Origin of the sequence: Campylobacter showae, from assembly GCF_004803815.1 — a bacterium.
In the GTDB taxonomy this organism is placed as follows: domain Bacteria; phylum Campylobacterota; class Campylobacteria; order Campylobacterales; family Campylobacteraceae; genus Campylobacter_A; species Campylobacter_A showae.
In genome coordinates, this window is the sequence record NZ_CP012544.1 from 1,684,895 (window position 1) to 1,706,583 (window position 21,689).

At 34.0% G+C, this 21,689-nt stretch carries 24 protein-coding genes; 8 read left to right on the forward strand and 16 right to left on the reverse strand.

Going from position 1 to position 21,689, the window contains the following annotated elements; genetic code table 11:
- Positions 1 to 10 precede the first annotated feature (10 nt).
- From CSHOW_RS08295 to CSHOW_RS08370, 16 genes are all read right to left on the reverse strand, one after another.
- Positions 11 to 295, reverse strand: a complete 285-nt coding sequence (locus CSHOW_RS08295) for a hypothetical protein (RefSeq protein WP_002948739.1) — start codon at positions 293 to 295, stop codon at positions 11 to 13.
- Positions 292 to 2,418, reverse strand: a complete 2,127-nt coding sequence (locus tag CSHOW_RS08300) for a dynamin family protein (RefSeq protein WP_002948740.1) — start codon at positions 2,416 to 2,418, stop codon at positions 292 to 294. The genes CSHOW_RS08295 and CSHOW_RS08300 overlap by 4 nt, the downstream gene beginning before the upstream one ends.
- Positions 2,390 to 3,184, reverse strand: a complete 795-nt coding sequence (locus CSHOW_RS08305; protein ID WP_002948743.1) for a hypothetical protein — start codon at positions 3,182 to 3,184, stop codon at positions 2,390 to 2,392. The genes CSHOW_RS08300 and CSHOW_RS08305 overlap by 29 nt, the downstream gene beginning before the upstream one ends.
- Positions 3,184 to 6,078 carry an ATP-binding protein gene (locus tag CSHOW_RS08310; protein ID WP_002948747.1) on the reverse strand — a complete coding sequence of 965 codons (2,895 nt, stop codon included), beginning with the start codon at positions 6,076 to 6,078 and terminating at the stop codon, positions 3,184 to 3,186. Before CSHOW_RS08310 ends, CSHOW_RS08305 begins: the two co-directional genes overlap by 1 nt.
- 308 nt (positions 6,079 to 6,386) lie before the next feature.
- Positions 6,387 to 6,530 (reverse strand): hypothetical protein, encoded by a 144-nt coding sequence (locus tag CSHOW_RS08315; RefSeq protein ID WP_157753470.1) that lies wholly within the window; start codon positions 6,528 to 6,530, stop codon positions 6,387 to 6,389.
- A gap of 196 nt (positions 6,531 to 6,726) precedes the next feature.
- On the reverse strand, positions 6,727 to 7,338 hold the full coding sequence (locus CSHOW_RS08320; protein WP_002948749.1) for a hypothetical protein: 612 nt from the start codon (positions 7,336 to 7,338) through the stop codon (positions 6,727 to 6,729).
- Entirely contained in the window at positions 7,331 to 8,041 is a 711-nt protein-coding gene (locus CSHOW_RS08325; RefSeq protein ID WP_002948751.1) for a hypothetical protein, read from the reverse strand. The genes CSHOW_RS08320 and CSHOW_RS08325 overlap by 8 nt, the downstream gene beginning before the upstream one ends.
- An 82-nt stretch (positions 8,042 to 8,123) precedes the next feature.
- Positions 8,124 to 9,689, reverse strand: coding sequence for a relaxase family protein (locus CSHOW_RS08330; protein ID WP_002948754.1), 1,566 nt, complete (start codon positions 9,687 to 9,689; stop codon positions 8,124 to 8,126).
- Positions 9,670 to 10,011 carry a plasmid mobilization protein gene (locus CSHOW_RS08335; RefSeq protein ID WP_171992818.1) on the reverse strand — a complete coding sequence of 114 codons (342 nt, stop codon included), beginning with the start codon at positions 10,009 to 10,011 and terminating at the stop codon, positions 9,670 to 9,672. The genes CSHOW_RS08330 and CSHOW_RS08335 overlap by 20 nt, the downstream gene beginning before the upstream one ends.
- Positions 10,008 to 10,211 (reverse strand): helix-turn-helix domain-containing protein, encoded by a 204-nt coding sequence (locus tag CSHOW_RS08340; protein WP_039895274.1) that lies wholly within the window; start codon positions 10,209 to 10,211, stop codon positions 10,008 to 10,010. The genes CSHOW_RS08335 and CSHOW_RS08340 overlap by 4 nt, the downstream gene beginning before the upstream one ends.
- 93 nt (positions 10,212 to 10,304) lie before the next feature.
- A complete protein-coding gene (locus CSHOW_RS08345; protein ID WP_039895276.1) occupies positions 10,305 to 11,030 on the reverse strand; it encodes a hypothetical protein in 726 nt (241 codons plus the stop codon).
- On the reverse strand, positions 11,023 to 11,991 hold the full coding sequence (locus CSHOW_RS08350) for a tyrosine-type recombinase/integrase (protein ID WP_081451807.1): 969 nt from the start codon (positions 11,989 to 11,991) through the stop codon (positions 11,023 to 11,025). The genes CSHOW_RS08345 and CSHOW_RS08350 overlap by 8 nt, the downstream gene beginning before the upstream one ends.
- On the reverse strand, positions 11,945 to 12,154 hold the full coding sequence (locus tag CSHOW_RS08355; protein WP_039895279.1) for a hypothetical protein: 210 nt from the start codon (positions 12,152 to 12,154) through the stop codon (positions 11,945 to 11,947). Before CSHOW_RS08355 ends, CSHOW_RS08350 begins: the two co-directional genes overlap by 47 nt.
- Before the next feature lie 8 nt (positions 12,155 to 12,162).
- Positions 12,163 to 13,344: an ATP-binding protein gene (locus CSHOW_RS08360; protein WP_002948771.1), complete on the reverse strand. Its 1,182-nt coding sequence runs from the start codon at positions 13,342 to 13,344 to the stop codon at positions 12,163 to 12,165.
- 595 nt (positions 13,345 to 13,939) lie between these two features.
- On the reverse strand, positions 13,940 to 15,523 hold the full coding sequence (locus tag CSHOW_RS08365; protein WP_002948773.1) for a DUF4435 domain-containing protein: 1,584 nt from the start codon (positions 15,521 to 15,523) through the stop codon (positions 13,940 to 13,942).
- Positions 15,524 to 15,546: 23 nt separating this feature from the next.
- Positions 15,547 to 16,746 (reverse strand): ATP-binding protein, encoded by a 1,200-nt coding sequence (locus CSHOW_RS08370; protein WP_002948776.1) that lies wholly within the window; start codon positions 16,744 to 16,746, stop codon positions 15,547 to 15,549.
- A gap of 860 nt (positions 16,747 to 17,606) precedes the next feature.
- Between CSHOW_RS08370 and CSHOW_RS08375 the strand changes: the two genes are divergently transcribed.
- The 8 genes from CSHOW_RS08375 (at position 17,607) to CSHOW_RS08410 (ending at position 21,688) form a co-directional block, all read left to right on the forward strand.
- Positions 17,607 to 18,788, forward strand: a complete 1,182-nt coding sequence (locus CSHOW_RS08375; RefSeq protein WP_157753471.1) for a tyrosine-type recombinase/integrase — start codon at positions 17,607 to 17,609, stop codon at positions 18,786 to 18,788.
- A gap of 65 nt (positions 18,789 to 18,853) precedes the next feature.
- Positions 18,854 to 19,123 carry a hypothetical protein gene (locus CSHOW_RS08380; protein ID WP_002948780.1) on the forward strand — a complete coding sequence of 90 codons (270 nt, stop codon included), beginning with the start codon at positions 18,854 to 18,856 and terminating at the stop codon, positions 19,121 to 19,123.
- A gap of 11 nt (positions 19,124 to 19,134) precedes the next feature.
- Positions 19,135 to 19,491, forward strand: coding sequence for a hypothetical protein (locus CSHOW_RS08385; RefSeq protein WP_157753472.1), 357 nt, complete (start codon positions 19,135 to 19,137; stop codon positions 19,489 to 19,491).
- 304 nt (positions 19,492 to 19,795) lie between these two features.
- On the forward strand, positions 19,796 to 19,969 hold the full coding sequence (locus CSHOW_RS08390; protein ID WP_157753473.1) for a helix-turn-helix transcriptional regulator: 174 nt from the start codon (positions 19,796 to 19,798) through the stop codon (positions 19,967 to 19,969).
- Positions 19,947 to 20,231 (forward strand): hypothetical protein, encoded by a 285-nt coding sequence (locus tag CSHOW_RS08395; RefSeq protein WP_171992819.1) that lies wholly within the window; start codon positions 19,947 to 19,949, stop codon positions 20,229 to 20,231. The genes CSHOW_RS08390 and CSHOW_RS08395 overlap by 23 nt, the downstream gene beginning before the upstream one ends.
- Positions 20,218 to 20,484 carry a hypothetical protein gene (locus tag CSHOW_RS08400; RefSeq protein ID WP_002948792.1) on the forward strand — a complete coding sequence of 89 codons (267 nt, stop codon included), beginning with the start codon at positions 20,218 to 20,220 and terminating at the stop codon, positions 20,482 to 20,484. The genes CSHOW_RS08395 and CSHOW_RS08400 overlap by 14 nt, the downstream gene beginning before the upstream one ends.
- A complete protein-coding gene (locus tag CSHOW_RS08405) occupies positions 20,484 to 20,888 on the forward strand; it encodes a hypothetical protein (protein ID WP_002948793.1) in 405 nt (134 codons plus the stop codon). The genes CSHOW_RS08400 and CSHOW_RS08405 overlap by 1 nt, the downstream gene beginning before the upstream one ends.
- On the forward strand, positions 20,885 to 21,688 hold the full coding sequence (locus CSHOW_RS08410) for a hypothetical protein (RefSeq protein WP_002948794.1): 804 nt from the start codon (positions 20,885 to 20,887) through the stop codon (positions 21,686 to 21,688). The genes CSHOW_RS08405 and CSHOW_RS08410 overlap by 4 nt, the downstream gene beginning before the upstream one ends.
- Position 21,689 lies beyond the last annotated feature (1 nt).

The window sequence follows — 21,689 nt, forward strand, 5'->3', positions numbered from 1 at the left end:
TCTAGCTCCATTATTTTAGAAAATTTTTGATCTTTTTAATCAAATCAGGAAAAGAATTTAAAGCAGGATTTTTTAAAAATTGTTCTAGCTCAGCTATATCGGACTTTGCGATTGCTTCATCTATCAGTTTTTCATAAGCTTTATGCCTATACTTATTATCTACAAAGCCGCGGCTGGATTGCGATGCCTTGCTTCTACTTTTTTTTACGGCAAAATAAACGACTCCACCAATTATCACCAAAACTATTCCGCTAAGTAAAAATTTAGCTCCAAGCGATAGCCCAACCTCTGTCATTTTGTCTCCTTATCTAGATTTGGTAGTTTTGTTAGCTTTCTTTGATTTTCTTCTAGCTTTTTAACACTTTCTTTTATGTCTCGTTTAAGCTCATCGATCTCTAAAATCTTGTTTTGCCTAAAATTAATAAAAAAAGAGTTTATATCTTCTGCGTATTTTTTTATGCTACATTCGTATTGTAAAACTTCTTGCCCCAAAAAATTATCTATACTATTATTGATAGTTTTATCAAGTATATTTTTAAGCTCTTTACCTTTTAGTTTTATAACGTGCTTTTCATTTTCTATTATTTTTTCTTTTTCACCAAATAGCTTTTTTGCTATGTCCCAATCTTGCATAAATTTAAATCTAGTCTTTGCTATAGTTTTTGTTCTTTCTGGAATGTACTCACTAGATAAAACAGACCGAGGAACGCTCATTTTTGTTTCAGTAATAGAAGCTAAATTTAACTTCGATAGGTTTGCAGTATCTAGTTTAATATCAAGAGCTTTTGAGAGTTGTTGATTGAATATATCTTTCGTTTGTGCAAATTTATCTACAGCAAATCGCCTAAAGTCAAAACATATTTCCTCTACTTCGGATTTAATATCAAGATAGTTGGCTTTGCATTCCTCTAAAAGCTCACCTGTATAATCTTGTATAGCTTTTGAAAATTTATCGTCTTCATTTTTGTCGCTTTCGTATCTCTCTTCTTCATCCAAATTAACATTGCCATATATTAGCGGATCTTTAGCTATCTTTTTTGCAGATTCGAAATCCGAGCCACGCATTAGTTCCATTACAAAAGCCATCGCCTTTCTCGCTATCTCATCGGTTTTATCCAGCATTGTTTTTTGCATTTGGCCATGTACTGCTTCTTCTAGCTTTAAAATAGTATTCTCTTTATTTGTTTTAAGATGTTCATTTAAGTCGCTTTGTAACTTTTTAGCATCATGCTCCAAAAAATTTTGCGCTTCCTTTACTTTTTGCTCCGCTTCTTCCTTTGGCTTTTGTAAAACAGCTATGTTTCTTTGTAGTTTTTCTCTTTGCTCAAAGTAAATACTTTGTACTTCATTATCTATGGCTTGCAAAAAGCTATTTAAAAACTTTGTCATTATGAGTTCATTGATATCTTTTTCAAGCTTATTAAAACCAAGATAAGTTATAAGCCTACTTTCCCACTCGCTTTCATCAAATATCTCTTCAAAGTAATCTTCTTTGAATCGCCGTAATTTCTTTTTATCGTCATAGCCTTTGCTTTCATCTCTATACAAAAGCCCATATATTGATGAAACAGGATATACATCGGCATCGTTTATACCGTGATTACTTGCGGCTTTCTTAATTTCTTGCATCCTCTGCTCTTCATTTTTAAACCATACCTCTTTTTTTAACCTACGAAGCTCACTTTCATCTTTTACTTTTTTAAGCTCCATAAAATTATCGTCAAATGCCTCATCTATTTTATTTAGAATGAATAGTACTTTAAAATTTTTGTCATTTTCACACTTTGCCTTTACGGTGTGCCAAAGCCCTTGCTCATCGCTAGTTAAATTTGCTTGAGCTTGCCCATAATCAAATAAAAATAGAGCCAAATTTGCTTCTCTTAAAACGTTTCTGGTTTGGTCTTTGTGTTTTTGTGAGTAATCGGTCCCATTTGAATTTGGTCCAGGCGTATCTATAAAGATAATCTCAAGTTCATCGTTCGCATCCGCTTTTATACATTTGAAAGGATAGTAAAGCTCTATCTTCTCGACGTTTTTATACTTATCATCCTCGCAATCTTCATCTTTTTTGGCATATTGCTTTATTTCGTCGGCTAAATTCTCTTTTATCTCTATTGTTTCCTTACCGTCTGAAAAATATATAACCGCTCTTTTTTGAATACCTTCTTTAGAAAATATATATGTAGCGCAATCAGTCGTTGCCTTGGTTGAAGTCGGCAAAATATCGACCCCAAAAAGAGCGTTTATAAAAGTCGATTTACCGGCACTCATATTTGCAACTACCGCTATTTTATACTGTTGAGATTTTAGTTCTGATTTGATCTTGTCGAGCTTTTGCGTACTATCTTGATCTGGATATTCTTTAAAATATTCCTCCAGTTGCTCAATATCATGCTGCAGCATTTGTTTTATTTTCATATTTACTCCTTGCTATTTGGATTTGTTGATCTACGATATTTTCGTAAGCATCTGCTACTTTAGACTGAAATTTACCCTCTGGATTTTGTAGATCTATTGATGGAATCTTATTAATCTTGTAATTTTCCTTACCACTTAACTCGGTTACGGCTACCTCGCTACCATTTGAATCTACTTTTGCAATCTCTATTTTTAGCTCGCCGTCTATCTCTTTAAGCCTAAAAATTCTTGCACGATATCTATCTTCATTTACCATTTCTTTTATGGTAGCATAGTCTTTATTGTCGGGATTAGCCTTTTGCAAAGCATCAAGTTTAGCTTGTATCCACTCTTTTGACATCTGTGTTCCGTTGCTTGTTTCGCCAAGCTGCGAAGTGTTATATTTGCTTTCGCAAATTAAAACCTGTTTAATATTGCCATCTTTGTCACGTTTAACATATAGTCCGTCTATACCGTTACAACCCACTTCACCTTCAAGCTTTTCCCATCCGGTATTTTGAAAATACCAGTCCATTAACTTTTCCGAGATATTTCCTTTTATTTTATTTATATTGGCATCATTGGCATCTGGCACTTGCTCTTTTATTTTTTCTTTTAACGTATCTTTAGCAACTTCTTGTTGGTTAGTTTCGGCAACATTTGAAATGCCAAAATTTTTTAGTTTTTCTTGCAAATCATTAGGAGATATTTTTTTATTAATATCTTCAAAATTGAGTTGTTTTAACTCGTTTAGTTTTAATGCGATTTCTTGTAAAGCCAAATTCATTATATAGTTTCCTTTATAATTTTAATACTTTTTAGCGCAAATTTTAATTGGTTATTTACAACTCCAAAAACTTTTAATGAAAAAATTTCTAAATTCTTATCAAGAGCGTCGTCTGTCGCTATATCGGTCCAAAATTTATACAAGCTACTACTTGTGGTTATATTGTCAAGTACTAGCAAAGTGTAGTCAATCTCATTGGTCGGGTATTTTTTCATATCCTCAAATATACTTTTTATATTTTTATGCATGAATGCTTTTTTAAAAATATCAATACTTTCTATGATTTTATCGCTTTTATTAGAAGTATGTAAAATAGTATAGACAAAGTATTCATAAGCTTGCATATAAGCATCAATATTTCTGTAGTATTGGTAATTTGAGATATAATTTAGATTTAAAAAAACATACAAAATAGAGTAGATATACTCATTTTCTGTTCTGTATGCCGGAAATTCCGATTTTAAAATTTCATAAGTTTTTATAGCATTGTTCTCGTCAAATATAATAGAATTTATAAATTTCATAAGTTTTGGCTTTAAAGTATTTAAATTTAAATCTTTAAAATTTGGCTTATCTTCAAGATAATAGTGTTTTTCCAACAAAAACTCATATTTAAATTTCTTATTGTCATCCTCAAAATTTTTATAAAAATTGTTTATATGCTCTAAAGTTGTCGGCTTTTCTTTGAATTCGTCTATTTTTACTAAAAAAGCCTGATGAACATCCCTATTATGGACTATAGCTTCTCCTTTTTTAAGCTCAGCAATATCTAGTATCTGATCTTCATTTAAGTTGACAGATTTTCCAACTATATTTCTATCTTCTGAATCCATAGTTCTATGTATTATTTTAACATTTGTATTTTTTATTACGTCTGCATGTAACTTGGATGCTATTTGATCCGCTACTATTATGCCCTCGCCATAAGACCTAATTTCAGCTAAAATATTAGTAAAAGTTTCTACTACCTTGCCTCTTGGATTTGCATTTTCTTGATTTGTGTTTGTCGACATATTCGGCAGAAGTCTATGTGCTTCTTCTATGACGGTTATATGTCTTAATGTGTCACTACTACCGTTTTCTTCTCGATATTGGTACAGCTTGCTAAGCAAAAGTCCCATTAGGAAAGCTTTTTCGTCATCATTAACGATATTTGAAAGCTCTATTATCGTAGGCTTGGTAAATAGTATGCTAGAACCAAAACAATGTCTAGAATTAAAAATTTTACCTTTAACGCCAAGCGTTAAGTTGCTTATCCTGGTCTTAAGAGCAGCCTTTATGTTACTACCCATATCCTGATAATACCCGGCCGACTCCGCAACCTCTACAACCTTTTGCTTTAAATCATCCATAGTGGGAAAGAGCAAGCTTCTCCTGTTGGCATCTGCCCCCAGCATATCGGTAATGTACGGATTGCTTTCATTTTGCAAATTCCATCCTCTATCTTCGTATATTTTGTAAATGGCTTCCTCTAATATATAAGGCATCGGACCATACATGCCAAAAGCCGAGATAAATGTTGTCTTTAGCATATCTATGTGTTTAGTTAGAGTTGTAGATAAATTTTCTTTTGAATATTCGAAAATAAACGGATTAAACCTAAAAATATCATTTTTAGCACCGGGTCTAAAAATTTGCAAGCCTTTTATATCGTTTAAAAGATTTTTATATTCCGATTTTGCCGGCTCTATTACTAAAAACGGTATTTTTTGCTCATTTATATTTTTTAATATACCTTTAGTAGTATTAGACTTTCCGCTACCTGTGGCTCCAGAAACAAAAACATGCGAGTTAATAGCATCAAAACTTAGTTTAAATCTTTGTGAAGTCAATTTTTTCTTATTAGCTATATTTCCTATTTTAATACAGTTATATTTATCAAGTTCGCTATCTTGCGTAAGACCAAAGTCTGATATCCTACTGACGCTTACACCATCTATGTCGTTTTTTGGCAGTGCGGATAAAATGGCTAGCTCTTGAGTATTGACTATGCTGTTAAACCCTGCAAAGCTTTGATGAATAGGGTGCGGCATAATGGTTTTATCAAAATATAGGCTATTAAAATTTAAAGGATTAAAATCTATGTCATTTAAATTTCTTGTAAACCTTATAGCCTCAAAGTGTGTATCATCTCCGCTATATACGCTTTTTAACGTATGTTCTAGCTCACTTAAAACGATTTCATCATTGGCTTGGATATATAAAGATACTTTCCACATGCCGTAGCTTAGACCTTTTTGAAACCTCTCTATAAATTTATCTATCATTTCTTCGACATAAATGGCGCTTTTGTTTATCTCATCATAGCTTATAAATACGCCCTTTGTGATGGCATCGCTAGAGTTATTCGATACGCTTTTATTCGTGGCATTATTTATTGATCCGCCCAATGAAATGCCAGTAGTATCATTTTCATTTACTATTTTGCTTGCAAATACAGCATCTACCACACCTTTTATTCCACCACCAAGCAAGCCACCGATAGCCATACCTGTAGCTCCTGCCATAGCTCCTCCAAAAGTCATAACTCCAGCCAAAACTGTAGTTGCGACGCTAACCGCCTTGCCTATTTTGCTTTTATCACTATATCCTTCGGTATGGCTTTCATTTTCAGTCAAGTTTATGCCTTGAGCATGACTACTTCCTTTGGTAAATGTAAACCCTTTAGCATGAGCCAAGCTCTGATTTACGCTTTTGCTTATTTTTGTTATTTTGTGTACATCGTCTCGCAAATTTTGATAGCTTGATATTATGTCTCTTATCACCTCATTACTGTAACTATCGGCAACAAGTATAATCCTAAATTTTTTACCCTGCATAGGGAAAATGATTTTTTCTAAATTTTGTTTATAGTTTTTTTTAGAATCTCTTTTTAAGGATGGAATTCCAAGCATCGCTTTCGTATTTTTAATATCGTCAAGTAAAAAATTTTCACAAATCTGCGTTTGAGAACCAGAGTATATACCATTAAACGTATCGTTTAAAAAATCGACTGAATCCTTGGCCGTCCCTATATATAGGCTTACTCCATTTTTGTCCCCATCTATAATATAGGCAAATTTGGATGTTTTTGACGATACTGCACTTAAAATTTGTTCAAAGTCTATTAAATTAATGTCAGTCTCGTCTTTTTTTCTATCATACGTAATATTTGAGATTTTTACAAAGCCAAGCTGCTGTGGATTTTCTGTCTCAAATTTATCTAGACTATAGTTTCATACCCTTGTCTCTCCAAAAAAGCACTTATGCTTTTATCAAGTCTAACTTGAACAGTAGATATATTTTCAGTATCTATTATCTTTTTATCTTCGATTATTGCTTGTTCTTTATTTTCTCGATGTTCCACTTCTGCCCCTTTTTTTAAACTTTTTATTTTAGTATATTTTAAACAAAAACTAATTTAAATTTAACCTTCCAATTTTTTGTGAGCTAGTTTCGCGGCCTCTTTTATAGCGACAAATAAAAATTTAATGTTAGAAATTTAATGCTTTATACGTGTTTTAATAAAGCAATAAACCTAAACCATCTATATTTTAACTCAATTAACCCAGCTTTATTTTGAGTCTTTGAAAGGCTCTTTTTGTTTGCTCATTTACCTCTTTGCCATCACTTGTTAAAGAAGCGCAAGAGATGGCGTTTACTACTAGATTATTTAAATTTATAAGCTCCGATAAAAACTGCATTTGAGTATCGTTTAACGAGCTAAAATCGTCGTTTAACGTCGCTATCTCGTTAATAACGGTAAAATTTACAAGCTCGTTCGCCTGCGATAAAAGACAAGCAAATTCCCTCAGAAGCTGCAAATTTTCATCGGTTGTATTAAAATTTGAGTAATCATCTTTTATCGGTGTCATTCTAAGCAGAGATATATTAGGCTTTATATTTCTTGTCTCGGTAAGCGCTTTTTGAAACTCAAAAAATATCTCAAAACTTTTGCTTTTCATGGATTCAAACGTATAAAATACCTCTCTAATCTCACACGAAAAATCAGCCCCGATATCTTGTTCAAAGCCTCTTTTTACGCTTTTTTTGACAAAACTTACCGTATCGTCTAATATATCAAAAAATCTTTGCCTATTCGTATAGCTTTGCAAGTATTTTTTAGCGCCGTAAACTCCTGCCCCTAGAGCAGCTACAAATATAATTTTATTCATAAATTTTCTCCTTAAAAAATTTTTTATCGTAATATCTTTTATATACTCCCGCCGCGTCTTTAAAAACAGTTGCTATTTCTTTCATTCGCGTGGCAGACCTTAGCTCTCTTAACGCCTTAACTAAAACATTGTTTAGTTCAACTAGCTTGATGATTATCTCCTGTTGTTCTGTATCAAATTTACAGTAATCTCTTACCTTTTGTTCTGTAGTATCAAGCTTGGAAATGTTGTTTTCTATCATGCGCTCCAATGCATAATCTATCATTAAATTTAGATCGCACAAAATCTGCAGATCCTCTTTGGAGTCTATAAATATATAGAAAAATTTGCTAAAATTTTTGGCATCGGAGTCTTTAAATCTCAAGATCTTTTCGCCGCTGATAGACGAGTAAGCGGATTTTAGATCCGGCAAATTTTCTACGTTTGATAGTTTTTCTTGTAAACTTCCCAATGACACAAAAAGACGATGAATCATTTCGTTAAATTTATGACTTTTTTCCACTACTCTAGCTTCTAAAAAATCATCACCCTCAAGGCACACCAAGTTGGCTATGTCTGTTTCATTTGTATCAAGGTTGTCCATTTTGATATTGTTTTGCGTTTTGCTGCTTGGCGATGTGCGCATTTCAAATTTGTCAAGATATTTTTTGAGTCCGTATCCAGTAGCCGCCAACGCCACTCCTCCTATGATGTACTTTAGCATTTTTGCTCCTTTGATTTAAATTATGATGAAAATTTAGCATAGAGGAGTGACAGGTTGTGTCGTATAGGCGCTATTGAGGCAATTAACCCATTCCCATATCTCCACCAACTCCGATATCTTTAATCTCTCTCCTTTTTATCTTATTTACGTCTATCTTCGTATCTTCGGGTATACGGCTTAATACATACTTTCTAGCGACTTCTTCAAATTCTCTAGCTGCGTCAGGTATTTCTCTTGTAAAAACGTCCGGTTTTCGGATTCCTTCTGCAAGTTTGTTAACAAAATTTGTACATTCTCTAATTCTTGAGATAAAGAGTTTGTATTGTTTGTTAATTGCATTTGCAATTTGACTAATTCGTTGTTTAACAAGTCGTATTCCGTCGATAGCTGCTTTAATAATGCCATCCGATCTTGCTCTTGCTTCTCTTTTTCTTCTAATTGCACTAACAATGTTTGCTCTAGTAAAGTCATTGTCAAATATCCTTTCGTTAAAAATATTATGTTTATGATTTATTGCTCGCCATCTATATTCTGCTTTATATACATCTTCATAGTCTGATTTTCTTGGATTAAATCGTTCTTTTGTAGATATAGCCTCCATGCGTATATCGATACCAAAATCGCTGCTATCGTCAAGATCACCGATAGTATTTTGAATGTATCTGCTTCGCTTCGGCACTCTACTAACCTGTGTTTCAAGCCATTGAGTGCGTTTTTGTATTTGTTTGTCAAGCTCTCTTTTGAGTCTTGCAAGCTCTTGATCTCGTTTTGATAAGCTTTGTTTGAATTTGATAATTCTAAATTCTCTTGATTCTTTTGATTTAAGATAGTCTGCAGATATAAAACTTCGTCCTGAAGCGTCGATATTTGTTTGCTCATCTGCTCTATTTCCAAATTCCGTTGCTCTTGTTTCAGTTTTACCTCGGAGTTGCTCCAAGCTCTCAAAGCCTCTAAATTCCTCACTAAATATATCCCCCTTGAATCTTTTTGCTTTTTTGCTATTTGGTAATTTGACCGATATATAGTCTTTGCCGATTCTAGTTATATCTATGCCGCTACTTTTAAAAGCGTTCAAGATGTCGTCTCTGCAAGTAAATTCTTGATTTATAAATTTATCGGTCAGTATTTTTTCTAGCTCTATGTAGTCTTTAATTAGCTTTAATTCTTTTTTAGATCCTTGAAGCATATGAGCTTTGGCGGGGTCTTTTGGATCGGTAAACCCGAATTTTAAATTTACGTAGTTTTGCCAGGTATCGATTAGCGGCCTATCTACCTTATGGTAGTAAGGATTAAAAGCCATGTTGTTTTCTAAATCAATTTTAGGAACAGCAAAATTTAATTCTAATCTTCCTTTGTCTACATGCTGCACCCAAAGGACATTGAATCTCTCTTTGTATCCTCCAAGCAATAGCGTTTCAAATTCGTCTATGATCTTTCGTTTGGTATCTAAATCAATGTCAGATTCCTCAAAACTCAAGCAACCTATACAGAGTTTTTGTTTTTTAGTCATATTGGATACTATCCGCCTAGTAACCGCTTCGCTACCTTTTAAAACAAACGCCGTTTTATCTTTTACCCTATGATTTAAAAGATAGTTGATGCCAGCGACACTACCACCGTTTTTAGTTTTAAAGAATTTTACTAACATGTTTAACTTCTCGGATTAGCTTTTGCGATATTAGGTCGTCTAATTTTTTATTAACGTCGAGCATCTGTTTTAAAACGATGCCGTCTATGGTTTTATGCGTATTTACATGCTTCGCGATTTGATTTAGGTTGTTGCCTATTTTTGCTACCTGAATCACCATTGTTTTATCGAATTTATGGACAAGAGGCTTGGCGTTTGATATAACATGTCTAATATAGGCAGATGCCTTAATGCCAGCCAAAGATGCATTAAGCTCAAGTTTTTCTTTTTCGCTGTCACTAAGGCGAACAGATACTTTATGGGGAAACTTTCTATGATTCACAATAGCGCCTCCTTGCTTTCAACGGTATGTTTTTCAAACCACTGATCCAGCTTGTATCTATCATATCTTATTATTCTATTTATCTTCACATGCGGGATTATCCCCCTCATACGATATTGCGCCTGGGTATTTACGGCTATCCCATATTCTTCCGCAACATCTTTTGGGCTCAACCAACGTTTTATAATATTATCATTCATAAAATACTCCTTATATTTTTGGGATGATAATATAAAAAATATCGGTAGAAAAGTTACAAAAACGATTAATAAAAATAGAAAATTTGTAATTTTTTAAAAAGCTATTATAGGATTAAATTTTTCATAACTATCCAATGTATGCTTTATACCCTCATCTATACTTACGAGAAAAGTATTTCTAGAAATTTTTGTGTCCAGCTTCATGTTTCGAAAGCTATTTATTTGTGATAAATTTTTATTTACGAGTTTCTTGTATTTATTATATGTCCTACTCAAATACATTTTGTCTATTTCTGTACAAATTCCGTATTCCTGCAAATTTAATATAGAATCTACAAATTTTTTATAGTCTTTGTTGGTATCATATAAAATATCATTGGTTTTTGTTAAAATATAAAAGAATAGATTTTTAGATAGTTCTTCCAAATCATCTTCATAATAATTTTTCATTGCAATAGTATTGCGTATCGTGTCGGCAAAGAATCCCTTTTTGCCCATAAGCTCCTTTTCTCTTTTTAGTTTCTTGCTATATTCTATTATGTCGCCATCAAAATCCTTAAAATACTCCGTCATCACGACCAATGCTTTATTTTCAACATAGTTACTATCGTCTATAAAGTAGTAATTCTCAAAGAAATTAATAAGCGTAGGCCTAGAACATTCTATTACCTCTCTTGTATAAAAAGCAGCATTTAAGAATTTCATTCCGTCAAAACTTGCTTCACAAATTTCCATGGTCATATTAATTCTTATAAGGTCAATAGCCCTATGCCGATTACTGGTAAAAACAGCTCCATCTATTATAATCTTTTTATCCATCTATACCCTCCAAAATCTCAAGAGCCTTACAGCTATTTATATAGGTATCGTAAGTTACGTAATTTTTATATGTAACACCATCTCTTTTGTGAGTTAAATGATCTTTAATAATATCACTATTTGCGCCAAGCTCTTCGAGTGCCGAACCGCTTATATGCCTAGTACCATGCAGTTTAAAATCATCAAAACCTACAAATTTATCGAGTTTCATCTTTTGTCTATCCGTATTTTTAATAGACTCGCCCGTTTTTGGGCTTGCAAATACTAAGCCGTATCTATCGGCCGGTATTTGCATTATGGCTTCTTTTACGAACAAAGGAAGCGGCTTTTTGTAGTCGTTTCCGTTTTTTGTATCTATTAGGTAATATACGTTGTTTTCCAAATCGACATTTTCCCATTTTAGGCTGGCTACTTCTCCTTTTCGTCTACCATACAAACAAAACAAGAAAAATCCTCTCCAAAACGGATCGTCCTTATAGAGCTCCAAAATAGCCGTTTTTAGCTTATAAAATTTACCGACCGCATCTTTTACTATCGTTTTTCTAGTCGTTTTAGCTATTTTAGTTAGCAGAGTGCAAGGATTTACCGCTATCAGCCGATTGCGAAGCGCTATGTCAAACATCTCGCCTAAAATTCGCCTTGTATTATCATATGCTGTGCGCTTTGATAATACCTGCACTTTTCCTATTGTTTTATTAAATTTTCCATCGTGCATTAGATTATGGATAACATTGTCTATTTGGGCAGCTATGACGTCTACTACGATCTCTTTGCCGATACCGTCTTGCAAATATGTCTCATAAAAAGCGATGTCGCTAGCGACGGACTTTTTGTTGATATCTTTTTTGCCTTTCCACATCTCAAACAAATCATTAACCTTAGTGGTATCTTTAAACTTCAGCCCCTTTACCTGCTTAGTTACGCCATCTAGCCACTTGACGAGTTCTTTTTTTGGCTTCATTTTTATATTCTCTCTTGCTCCATCCGCTACGAATTTCAAGCGTAAGCACTTTTGTGAAGTATTTGCTGCCGATAACCTTTCTTAGCAAAAAAACATTTGGTTTTTCTTTATGCATAAATAAGCAAGTTTCGACCTTTTTATAATTGAGTTTATTAATCGCCATTTTAACGCCTAATACAACAATCCAAACAGCCAAAGCGGTATCTTATTGCCGCTTCCGACCTCTATTTCATCAGCAGCTATATATGAGTTTGAGATATCCTTTATCTGCTCAAAGCCCTTATTTTTACCGCCCACTTCAAATATAAATTTATCATCTACTATAAAGTCACCTTGTTTTGGGATATTTAGCCTATGTTTTACCTTTAGTTGATTAGCAAAAAAAGTCTCTCTTATTGTGCCCGCCTTACAATCATCGCCGTAAGCGTAAATTAAATTTGTATTATTCATATATATTTTTGCCGGCTTTACTAGTTTGCTAAGTCCCCTACTTTGCTCATCTATCATGTTTACTAGTCTTGCATCGTTTAAATAGGCGATATAATCATATAGTTTGGCTCTACTTATCTCGGCAAGAACTGCAATTTTAGTATAATTCACCTCAAACGGCTCACTTTGGCAAACTACTTCAAGCAGTTTTTTAAGCTTATATGTGTACTTTTGCTCAACTAACCCGAGAGACGTTAGATCTACGTCTATGCTTAGGTTAATCGTATTTAGCAAGCTTTCGTAGTATGAGCTTTGCTTATTAAAGTAAAACGGATAATAGCCAAATTTGAGGTATTTTTTAAATTGACTTAGCTTTATTTTTAAGTCATTTGCTATTGCCTGATGGTTTTTTAGTATCGTCTCTAGGCTAAATTTATCTATCGTCATACCGTTTTCAAGCTCTAAAAACTCTCTAAAACTAAGCCCTTCTAGGCTAAATACGCTAACCCTACGCGATAAATCGCTTTTTGCGTTTAGTATACTTACCGCCGATGAACCGGTAAAAATTACATTTAAAGGACTCATATCGTATATAGTTTTTAAGTGTGCGGCAAAATCTTCGTATTTATGCACTTCGTCTAGCAACAGATATTCGCCGCCGTTATCTACAAATTCAAAGGCAAGTTCGCTAAGGCTAGTAGAGCCCAAAAACGGATAATCAAGACTTATGTATAGAGCCTTTTTGTTTTGAACTTTTAATTCAATCAGCTTTTGAAATAACATTGTGGTCTTACCGGTACCACGGGCCCCTACTATACCGATAAGCTTCTCGCTAAAATTTATTTCATCGTATAAATAACGCTTGTATGTCGTGTAAAAGTTTTTAAGAAATCTTTCTTGATACTGTTCTATTAAATTTAACATTTTTATCCCTTTATGTAATTGTCTATAAACGTAGACGATATTAAGACATGATAGCATGAAAATTTTAAATTGTCAACGTCTATGAACGATTATACTGTCATGTAGCATTTTATTTAAATTTCATCCTCGTAATTTTTGTTTTACCAAGGTCGTTTGTGGCGTATCTCATGCTTATTTAAACAGTCTTTGCAGCTAGCCAGGTCACTATAAAGCATACGTATTTTTCTATAACAACAAGTCTTTGAATACTCTATAAAATTCCTTGAGTCGTTCTTAATAGGCTTGCATATAGTATCTTCGAAATTTATGCAGCTTGGTAAACGTGAGTTTAAACGACAATTGTTTTGTCTGTCAGCTTATTAAAGTCACTATGAAACTTTAAATATACTTCTTTCTCTGTCATTATCTACGAGTTTATTTTAAATACTTGTATTATAATCCTTGAATATTTAGGATTATAATAGAATAATCTTATATTTGTGAATTTATTTGATATGCTGATTGGTGCTAATAAAAAGTAAGATCTTATTTGGTCTTACTTTTCTACAATAAAGCCATCTTGCTTGCGAGATGCTAAAAAGACCGTAATGAAAAATCAGCTTAAATCAATATCTTCGGGTAAATAGTTAGAAAAAATTTCAACTACCGTATTTTTGTCTTCCCTCTCCAGGAAGCGCAACACTTGATTACAGTATTCTTTATTTTTTAAGTTGAAATAATGCCCTACGCTTTCTACAATTCCTTTTTCATTGAAAATTTTTAATATTTCTACATATTCTTTAGCACTATCATATATTATTAATTTTTCGTTTTGTATATCATCTATTTTAATTTTTATCTGTATGTCTTCGTATATTGTTTGCGAATCACATATTTCTAGCGTTGATAGTTGATATTTTAATTCCGAAATCACCGCATTATTGATCTGTTGCTGTTTTTGTTTTAAAAATCTATCTTCAATTTGTTTTTCTATATCTGTAAGGTCAAATTTATCGCATGCCATTTTGTTTGACATAAATTCTATAACTTCCTTAACTATAAATAAATTTTCTACTTCTGCGACCCCTATTGAAAACACATTATTTTCTTTGTATTTTTTAATCTCATATTCTGATCTAAAATCCATATCTATCAAACCAAACGCCTCATTATCGTGTATATTTTTCATACCATTAAAAGCTTTTGTGTATTCGATAACCTTTTCGCAACTTCCGCAAGGTACTATTTTATAGTTATTGTAGATCAACGAATACAAACGCACGTCTAGACTATCGCCATTCCCTTCTACAAAAATTATTCTTTTTCTGCTTCCTAATATATCAAAAAGCATATCCTCGGGAAATATATCATCATTTATGTACTCATATTTCCACATACCACTATTATATTCTTTTACCCAGATAATATCTGAACCTGAGTGATTGGCAGCAAATTTTGTATCGTGAGTTATATAAATAAACAAACAATCACTTCTGATTTTTTCTAATCCACTCCATAGCTTATTCATTATTGAACCATGCAAGTGTAACTCTGGTTCATCTATTATTATAGTTTTATTTTCTGGCATGCATAAAACCTGTGCTGCCAAATAAAGCACTGAACGCTCACCGTCACTCATTTGTGTTGCAGAATATTTTTCGCCATTGCAGTTGCAAATAGCATAAAATTTACTATCCTCTTCTATAATGGCTCTATGCGGAAAAATGACACTCCAAATAGACTTTAGTTTATCTAGCGAATTAAGTGGAACATTTGGTTTTTCTTTGCCTTCGCATTCAGCCTTTTTACAGTTTTCGACAAACTTTGAATTGGTAGTATTTTTATTAGCCAATAAAGCAGATAATACATAATCAAAATCATCAATAAGCTTTGTCACATATTCTTTACCATCCGACCAACGATAATTTTTATTCAAGGAGTAGCTATTGGATGCATCTTCATTTGCATACATGAAACCATTAACCGAAGCCTTTTCGCTTTTTAAAGGGATCTCCTCATGAAAATTTAATTTTCTTTGACCGCCTATTCTGTGAATTTTATCTAGATCCTGCTGCTCCATCCATGCTCCAAGTCTGCTTTTGCCAGAACCATTGGCACCTATAATTATTACACTATTACTTTCTGTTGATTTTAGATCAAACCCACCATCTTCTTTTTTTGGTACTTTATATTCAAACACGACATACTCCTAGTTTTAAATTATTAATACAAAAACCCAAACAACCATAATGGGATCTTATTACCGACCCCAACTTCAATATCATCTGCCGCTATAAAAGAATTTGGCATATCTTTTATCTGCTCAAAGCTCTTTTTTGCTCCACCTATTTCAAATGTAAATTTATTACCAACCATAAAATCACCACCTTTGCCCGAGTAAATTTCAGTGATATTTCCAAGCTGATTGGCAAAAAATGTCTCTCTCACATTTCCTATATCAGGGCTGTTTATATACATTAAATTTGTATTTTCAAGGTAAATTTTGTCTGCCTTATCCATATTTTTTATGGCAAGCTCGTTTTTCATTAAAAGCCTTATAAGTCCAGCACTATCAAGCATAGCAAGGTATTCTTTTAGCGTCCTATCATCCCTTATATCAACAAGCGATTTTAGGCTTGAGTAGTTTGGCTGATATGGGACGTTCGTGCTTATAGCATGAGTTAAGATCTTTAGCTTTCTTGCCGTATTGCCGTTTAAATTTGGATATATACTTAAAAGATCACTATCTATCGTAGCTTCTATGCTTTGCCTTAGAGTCTGATAAAAGGCAGTATCATTTGACATATCGTTGTAGTACGGATAGTAGCCGACTTTTAGATATTCTCTAAAAAACTTGATGACGGCTAGATCTTTTTGCTTTAATGCGGTTATTATATTTATGGCTGCGTCTTCGTGATTTAGCGGCAGGTTTTTTAGCTCTATCGCATCCAAATTTACGCCGTATCTTAATCCTATATACTCTCTAAAACTCATTCCGTTCATCTTATAAACGATGGCTCTTCTGCTTAGATCGTGAGAGCTCTTTAGTACTTCGAGGGCGGATGAACCCGTAGCTACTATGTTTAGCTCCTTAAAGTTATCGTAAGCGAATTTTAAGATCGCCGATATATCCTTGTTTTTATGAATTTCGTCAAGATATAGGTATTTACCGCCGTTTAGTGCGAATTCTCTTATGATAGAAGTTATATCGTTTGATATCTCTATATCGTCTAAGCTCAAATAAAGGCTATCTTTGTTTTTGCTAGCTAGCTGGGCTAGAGTAGTAGTCTTTCCTATACCTCTTTGCCCAAGGATAACAATAAGCCTATGAGATAAATCCTTGGAATCTATAAAATATCTTTTAAATTTATGGTTGTTTAACCTTATAAGGTCATTGCTTTTTAAAAAAAGTTGATCTAACATGGCTTACTCCTAAATTATGTAATACAATACAATTATAGCATAAAAATACATGGAATAAAATACATACAAGGTCATTTTTTAAATAAAAGTGTGTATTATTGTAAATGACTATATACATTTACATCCAATACTATATCCACAATGGCAATCTAAACCCTTTTGACTTATACTATCTTTTTGATCATTGAGATATCGGCATCAAATTCGTTGCGCAAATTCCTACTTTTGCTATCCAGCCGATTTTGTTTTGCTTTATGATTAATATCAAGTTATTGCAGGACATAAGTCGGCACCTTAAAGTTTACACTATTACCACGCTACTAGATACAACCTTTATTTTAATTGTCATAAATTTATAAAAACAAACAATATATAACTTAAAATATATTAATCCAAAAAGATAAACATACAGATTTAAAATCTGCATGTCGAAATAAAACACGCAGATCTTTAATTTTAAATGGGTACCATATTGGGTGCCATCTATTTAGACATTTTTAGCAATTATAATAAACTTATATAAAACTTAGAGTACCGTATTCTAGGGATTTATAAATCAAAATAAATCTTAAGAAATGCTTAGTAGTTCGATTCTGCCCCTAACCACCATTCTATTATTTAACCCCCTATAATACAATCCAAACAACACCGAAAAAAGCCCTAAAATACGGCGTTTCTAAGCTATTTATAATCCAATAAGCTACAATGAAATATAATGCAATCCAAAGATTTTTGGAACACTCACGGAACATTGAGAGCATTTTTATGAGCTAAAAAATCCCAATGTTCCAAAATGTGCCGTTTTTTAAAAACCCTAAATGTTCCAAAACGCTTTTAAATATCGTATTTTAGGGGCTAAAATGGCAATAGATATTTTAAAAGATACGCAAATACGCAAAGCAATCAAGAAAGAAAAAGACTACTCATTGACAGATGGTGGAGGCTTAGCGATACTTATTACCTCTAAAGGCGTGAAAGGGTGGGTATTTTATTACATAGACCCGGTAAGCGGTAAAAAATGTAGCGCAGGCTTTGGACTTTATCCGGACATTACCCTAGCAAGAGCAAGGGAGCTAAGAGCCGAGTACAAAAGTCTAATATCGCAAGGCATAAGCCCGAAAGAGCATAAAAAGCAGGCAAGAGAGCAAAGACAAAGCGACCATAAGCAGACGTTTAGCAAAGTGTTTAACGAGTGGCTGGAGCTTGAAAAAATGCGAGTGCTGCCAAAAACGCTACAAACCAAAGCAAACCGCATAAATAATCATATTACGCCTCTTATAGGGGATAGAGCTATCAAAAGCATAAATCACGGCGAGATAGCACAAATATTAGAACAGATAGGCAAGGATACACCCCAAACGGCGCAAATACTGCACCAGCTATTAAATAACATATTTCATTATGCCACTACGAAAGGCTACACGCCTTTTAATATCATCTCAAATATCCAAGCAAAAGCGATCATCATAAATAAAGAGGCAGAGCATTACGGCAAGCTTACCGAGATAGAGGACTTAAGGGCGTTTGTCAATAAAATTTACGATTATCCGTTTTTTCTTAGCACGCGCAATATTTTAAAATTCGCCTTACATATTCCTTTAAGGGTCGCACCGCTTACGCTTTTAAAGTGGGAATACGTGGATTTTGACAAGAAGCTTTTAACGATACCAAGAGAGCTGCAAAAGAATAAGAATAAATCGCTAGGGGCTTTTATCTTGCCTCTAAGCGATGAGGTTATTAGCATATTAAGGGAGCAGGAGCGAGAATTTAAAGCCTACCCGTATGTTTTTATGAATACGAGCTACAAAAACCCGATCCACAAAGATACTCCTACAAAAACCATTAAAGAGTTTGAATTTTACGATAGAGATACCGGACGGATAATAACGGCTCATAGCTTTAGAGGCATATTTAAAACAGCCGTTTACAACTACCTAGAGCAACACAACACCAGCACGGAAGCAATCAACAAGGCGTTAGACCACCTGCACGGCGATAGGGTAGAGCTATCATACAGCGAAAAAGCGACCTTTTTAAACTAGCTTAGGGGGCTTTTTGAGTGGTGGAGCGGATTTATACTAAATTTGAGAGATGAAAGGCAATAGCAATGGCAAAGGTTAAAAAAATATCAGAGGAGATTTTATTAGAACTGCAAGAAAATATGTGTGGAGATAATGCGATAGGAAAATTAAAAAATCCCGATGAGGTTTTACTAAATCTGTATTTTTTAGACGCCTTAGGAATTAAAGCAATAAACGAAAGAGAGTTAAAAACAAATATTTTGTCAGCAACCGAGCTTTATTTGTGGAAGCTAAGACAGTTAAAAGAGCCCATTGACTACGTCTCATCAACTCCCTTAAAAAAGGGCTCGAAATAACTACGCTCTTGATGGATTTTTATCAAAAATCAGTAATCGATTTATCTGAATACCCACCAGAAGCATCATTTAATGACGTTATGTCTAAGATTGAGACGATGTCAGATGTTAAAATTTTATTAGTTGATGAGAAAAATGATTTTAGCAAAAAAGGAACATTGGCCAACATAAACAAACTTTTAAAAGTTCTTGAAAGAGACCTAAAAACTCTAACAGAAAAAGAAACCCTATCACAGATAAATAGGGAATTTGATGACAAAGTCTTTGATTTTATTTTAAAATATACAAAAAACAAAATAAGCAAAACACAACTACTAAAAGATATTCAAGCTTTTAGAATATCAATAAAAAAGAATTTTGTTTTTTAAAATAGCCATATTCTCAGGTAAAAAATAAATTTTTTACATCAAAATCGACGCAAAAATTTATTTTTTACATCTCAACTAAAGCAAGTTTTTAAAAATCTACATTAAAATCTGTGAAATTTATTATTTTTTAAATTTGTTTCACTGCTAAAAATTTATTTTTAACATCGATTTTAACGCTATTTTCGCACTAGATTAAAAGATCAATTTATGCAACAATACCCTCATCAAGCTTGAATAAAAACAAATAAAGGTCAATACAATGCAACAAACTACACACTAAAGAAAAAAGCTAAGAGCTTATGAGGTGGCAAAGATTTACGGGGTAAGCCAAAGCACAATCTGGAATTACACTAAAAAAGGATACCTAAAGCCTGTAAAGGTGGGTGAGAGAGTAACCCTATTTGACGCTTTAGAGTGCGATCAATTCTTTAACGGCAAGAATGCGGAGCTAGACAATGAGACAGGCACGCACAAATAAACAAATCCTGGTAAGGATAATGCTGGACCGGGGCGAGGTAACAGCCTCAGACGTAGCTCATATAAGCAACTCTAATCAATACTTCGTAGAACTCGAGAAGCTAGGCATAAGCGGCAGCAGATGGCACACAAGAGCAAACGGCACTAACTGCAAGATGAGGTTTATCAAAGATCGCAAAAAGGCGCAGGCGTATTTAAACGCCTACAAAGTAGCCGAAGCGATAGCCGAGTATGTCGATGAGGTGCAAGATGTCAAAATATGAGGAGCTAAAACCTTATCTAAACCGCGACGCCGTAGCAAGCATAATCATAAATTGCGGTTACAGCATAGACAGGGCTTACAAATTTAAGATTAGAGATGAGAGAACGCCTAGTGCGTCGATAGATAAAGACGGCTACATTAAAGACTTTGGCGGAACATTCGGCGGCGATGTATTCGCCTTTTTAAACGAGATTGTAGGCTACTCGAAAGCAGAGGCCCTACAAATAGTCAAATATGCTTTAGGAGCAGAGTGATGACAAAAGATATACAAAAGATAATAGATACCGGAGCTAATAAATACGGATTAAGCGAGCTTGTGAAAATAGACGTGGCCAAAGCCAAAGAGACGGCAAAATTTATTTTTACGAACGACAAAGAGGGCATATTTAGAGATTTCATTTTTAAGAGTATCGAGTTTTTACAAGAGCTAGAAACTCAAAAGCAGTTAGTGGATATGGTAACCGACGCGACCATAGATGAAAATAGCCGGCTAAAAGGCGTGAGCGGCTACCAACCATTAACGCAAGATGAACTAAAAAACATAGAGAGCAACAGAGAGCTATTAACCGGAAATTTGAAGCTAGCGCAAACAATGCTAAATAATTTTTTGGGAGCTCATTACGAACCGCTTTACAAAAGACTAAAGGCTGAGAAATGAAATCAATCGAGGATTTTAAAAACGTATCTTTGAGTAAGCCAAATTTAGCGCCGTGTGAGGGATACCAAGAAGCGAGCAGTGCAATAGATAGCATAGACCTTAGTCAATATGCCACGAAGCTAAGGGAGGCGTATTTAAATGCATATACGGGCGTTAGTTTATGCGCGCAGGAACAAACCGACGAGCTTTACGATCTTTATCCGTGCAATTTTCTAAGAGCGTGTAGCGCGAAGCTAAGAGATATTGAATGTCTAGGCTACAACACGAAACACCAAAGCCTGGCGATCATTTTAAAAAGCGGCGATAAAACGCAAGCCATAGCCACAAGACGACTAAGAAACGAAGCCGGTAATATTATCGAGGGCAAAAAGTGGATAAGAGCCAAAGGGTCAAATAATGGCTTCATACCTCATCGCTTTAATAAGTCCGATGACGTGGTATTCATAGCCGAGGGTATAGGCGAGGTCAGACTATTTGAGATACTAAAAGCCTCTTACGTTTGTTTCCAGAATGCGGGCGAAATATCCAAATTCGAGTATAACCCTTTAAAAGACGAAATATTAGAGGGGTTGAAAGGCAAGCGCGTGATTTGCTTCGTAGATAATGACGAGCCTAGTCAAAACGGCTTTAATGCTCTTTATCCGGTCATAGGGGGCGATCTTTACCAGGTCAGGTTTAAAGACAAGCCAAAAGGGTATGATCTAAGGGATTTAATCGCGGAGCTCTCAGGCAAGTATAACCACAAAGAGCTTTTAAAAGCGTTGCAAACCGAAATCAAAGCAAGACAAGAGAGGGTTTAAA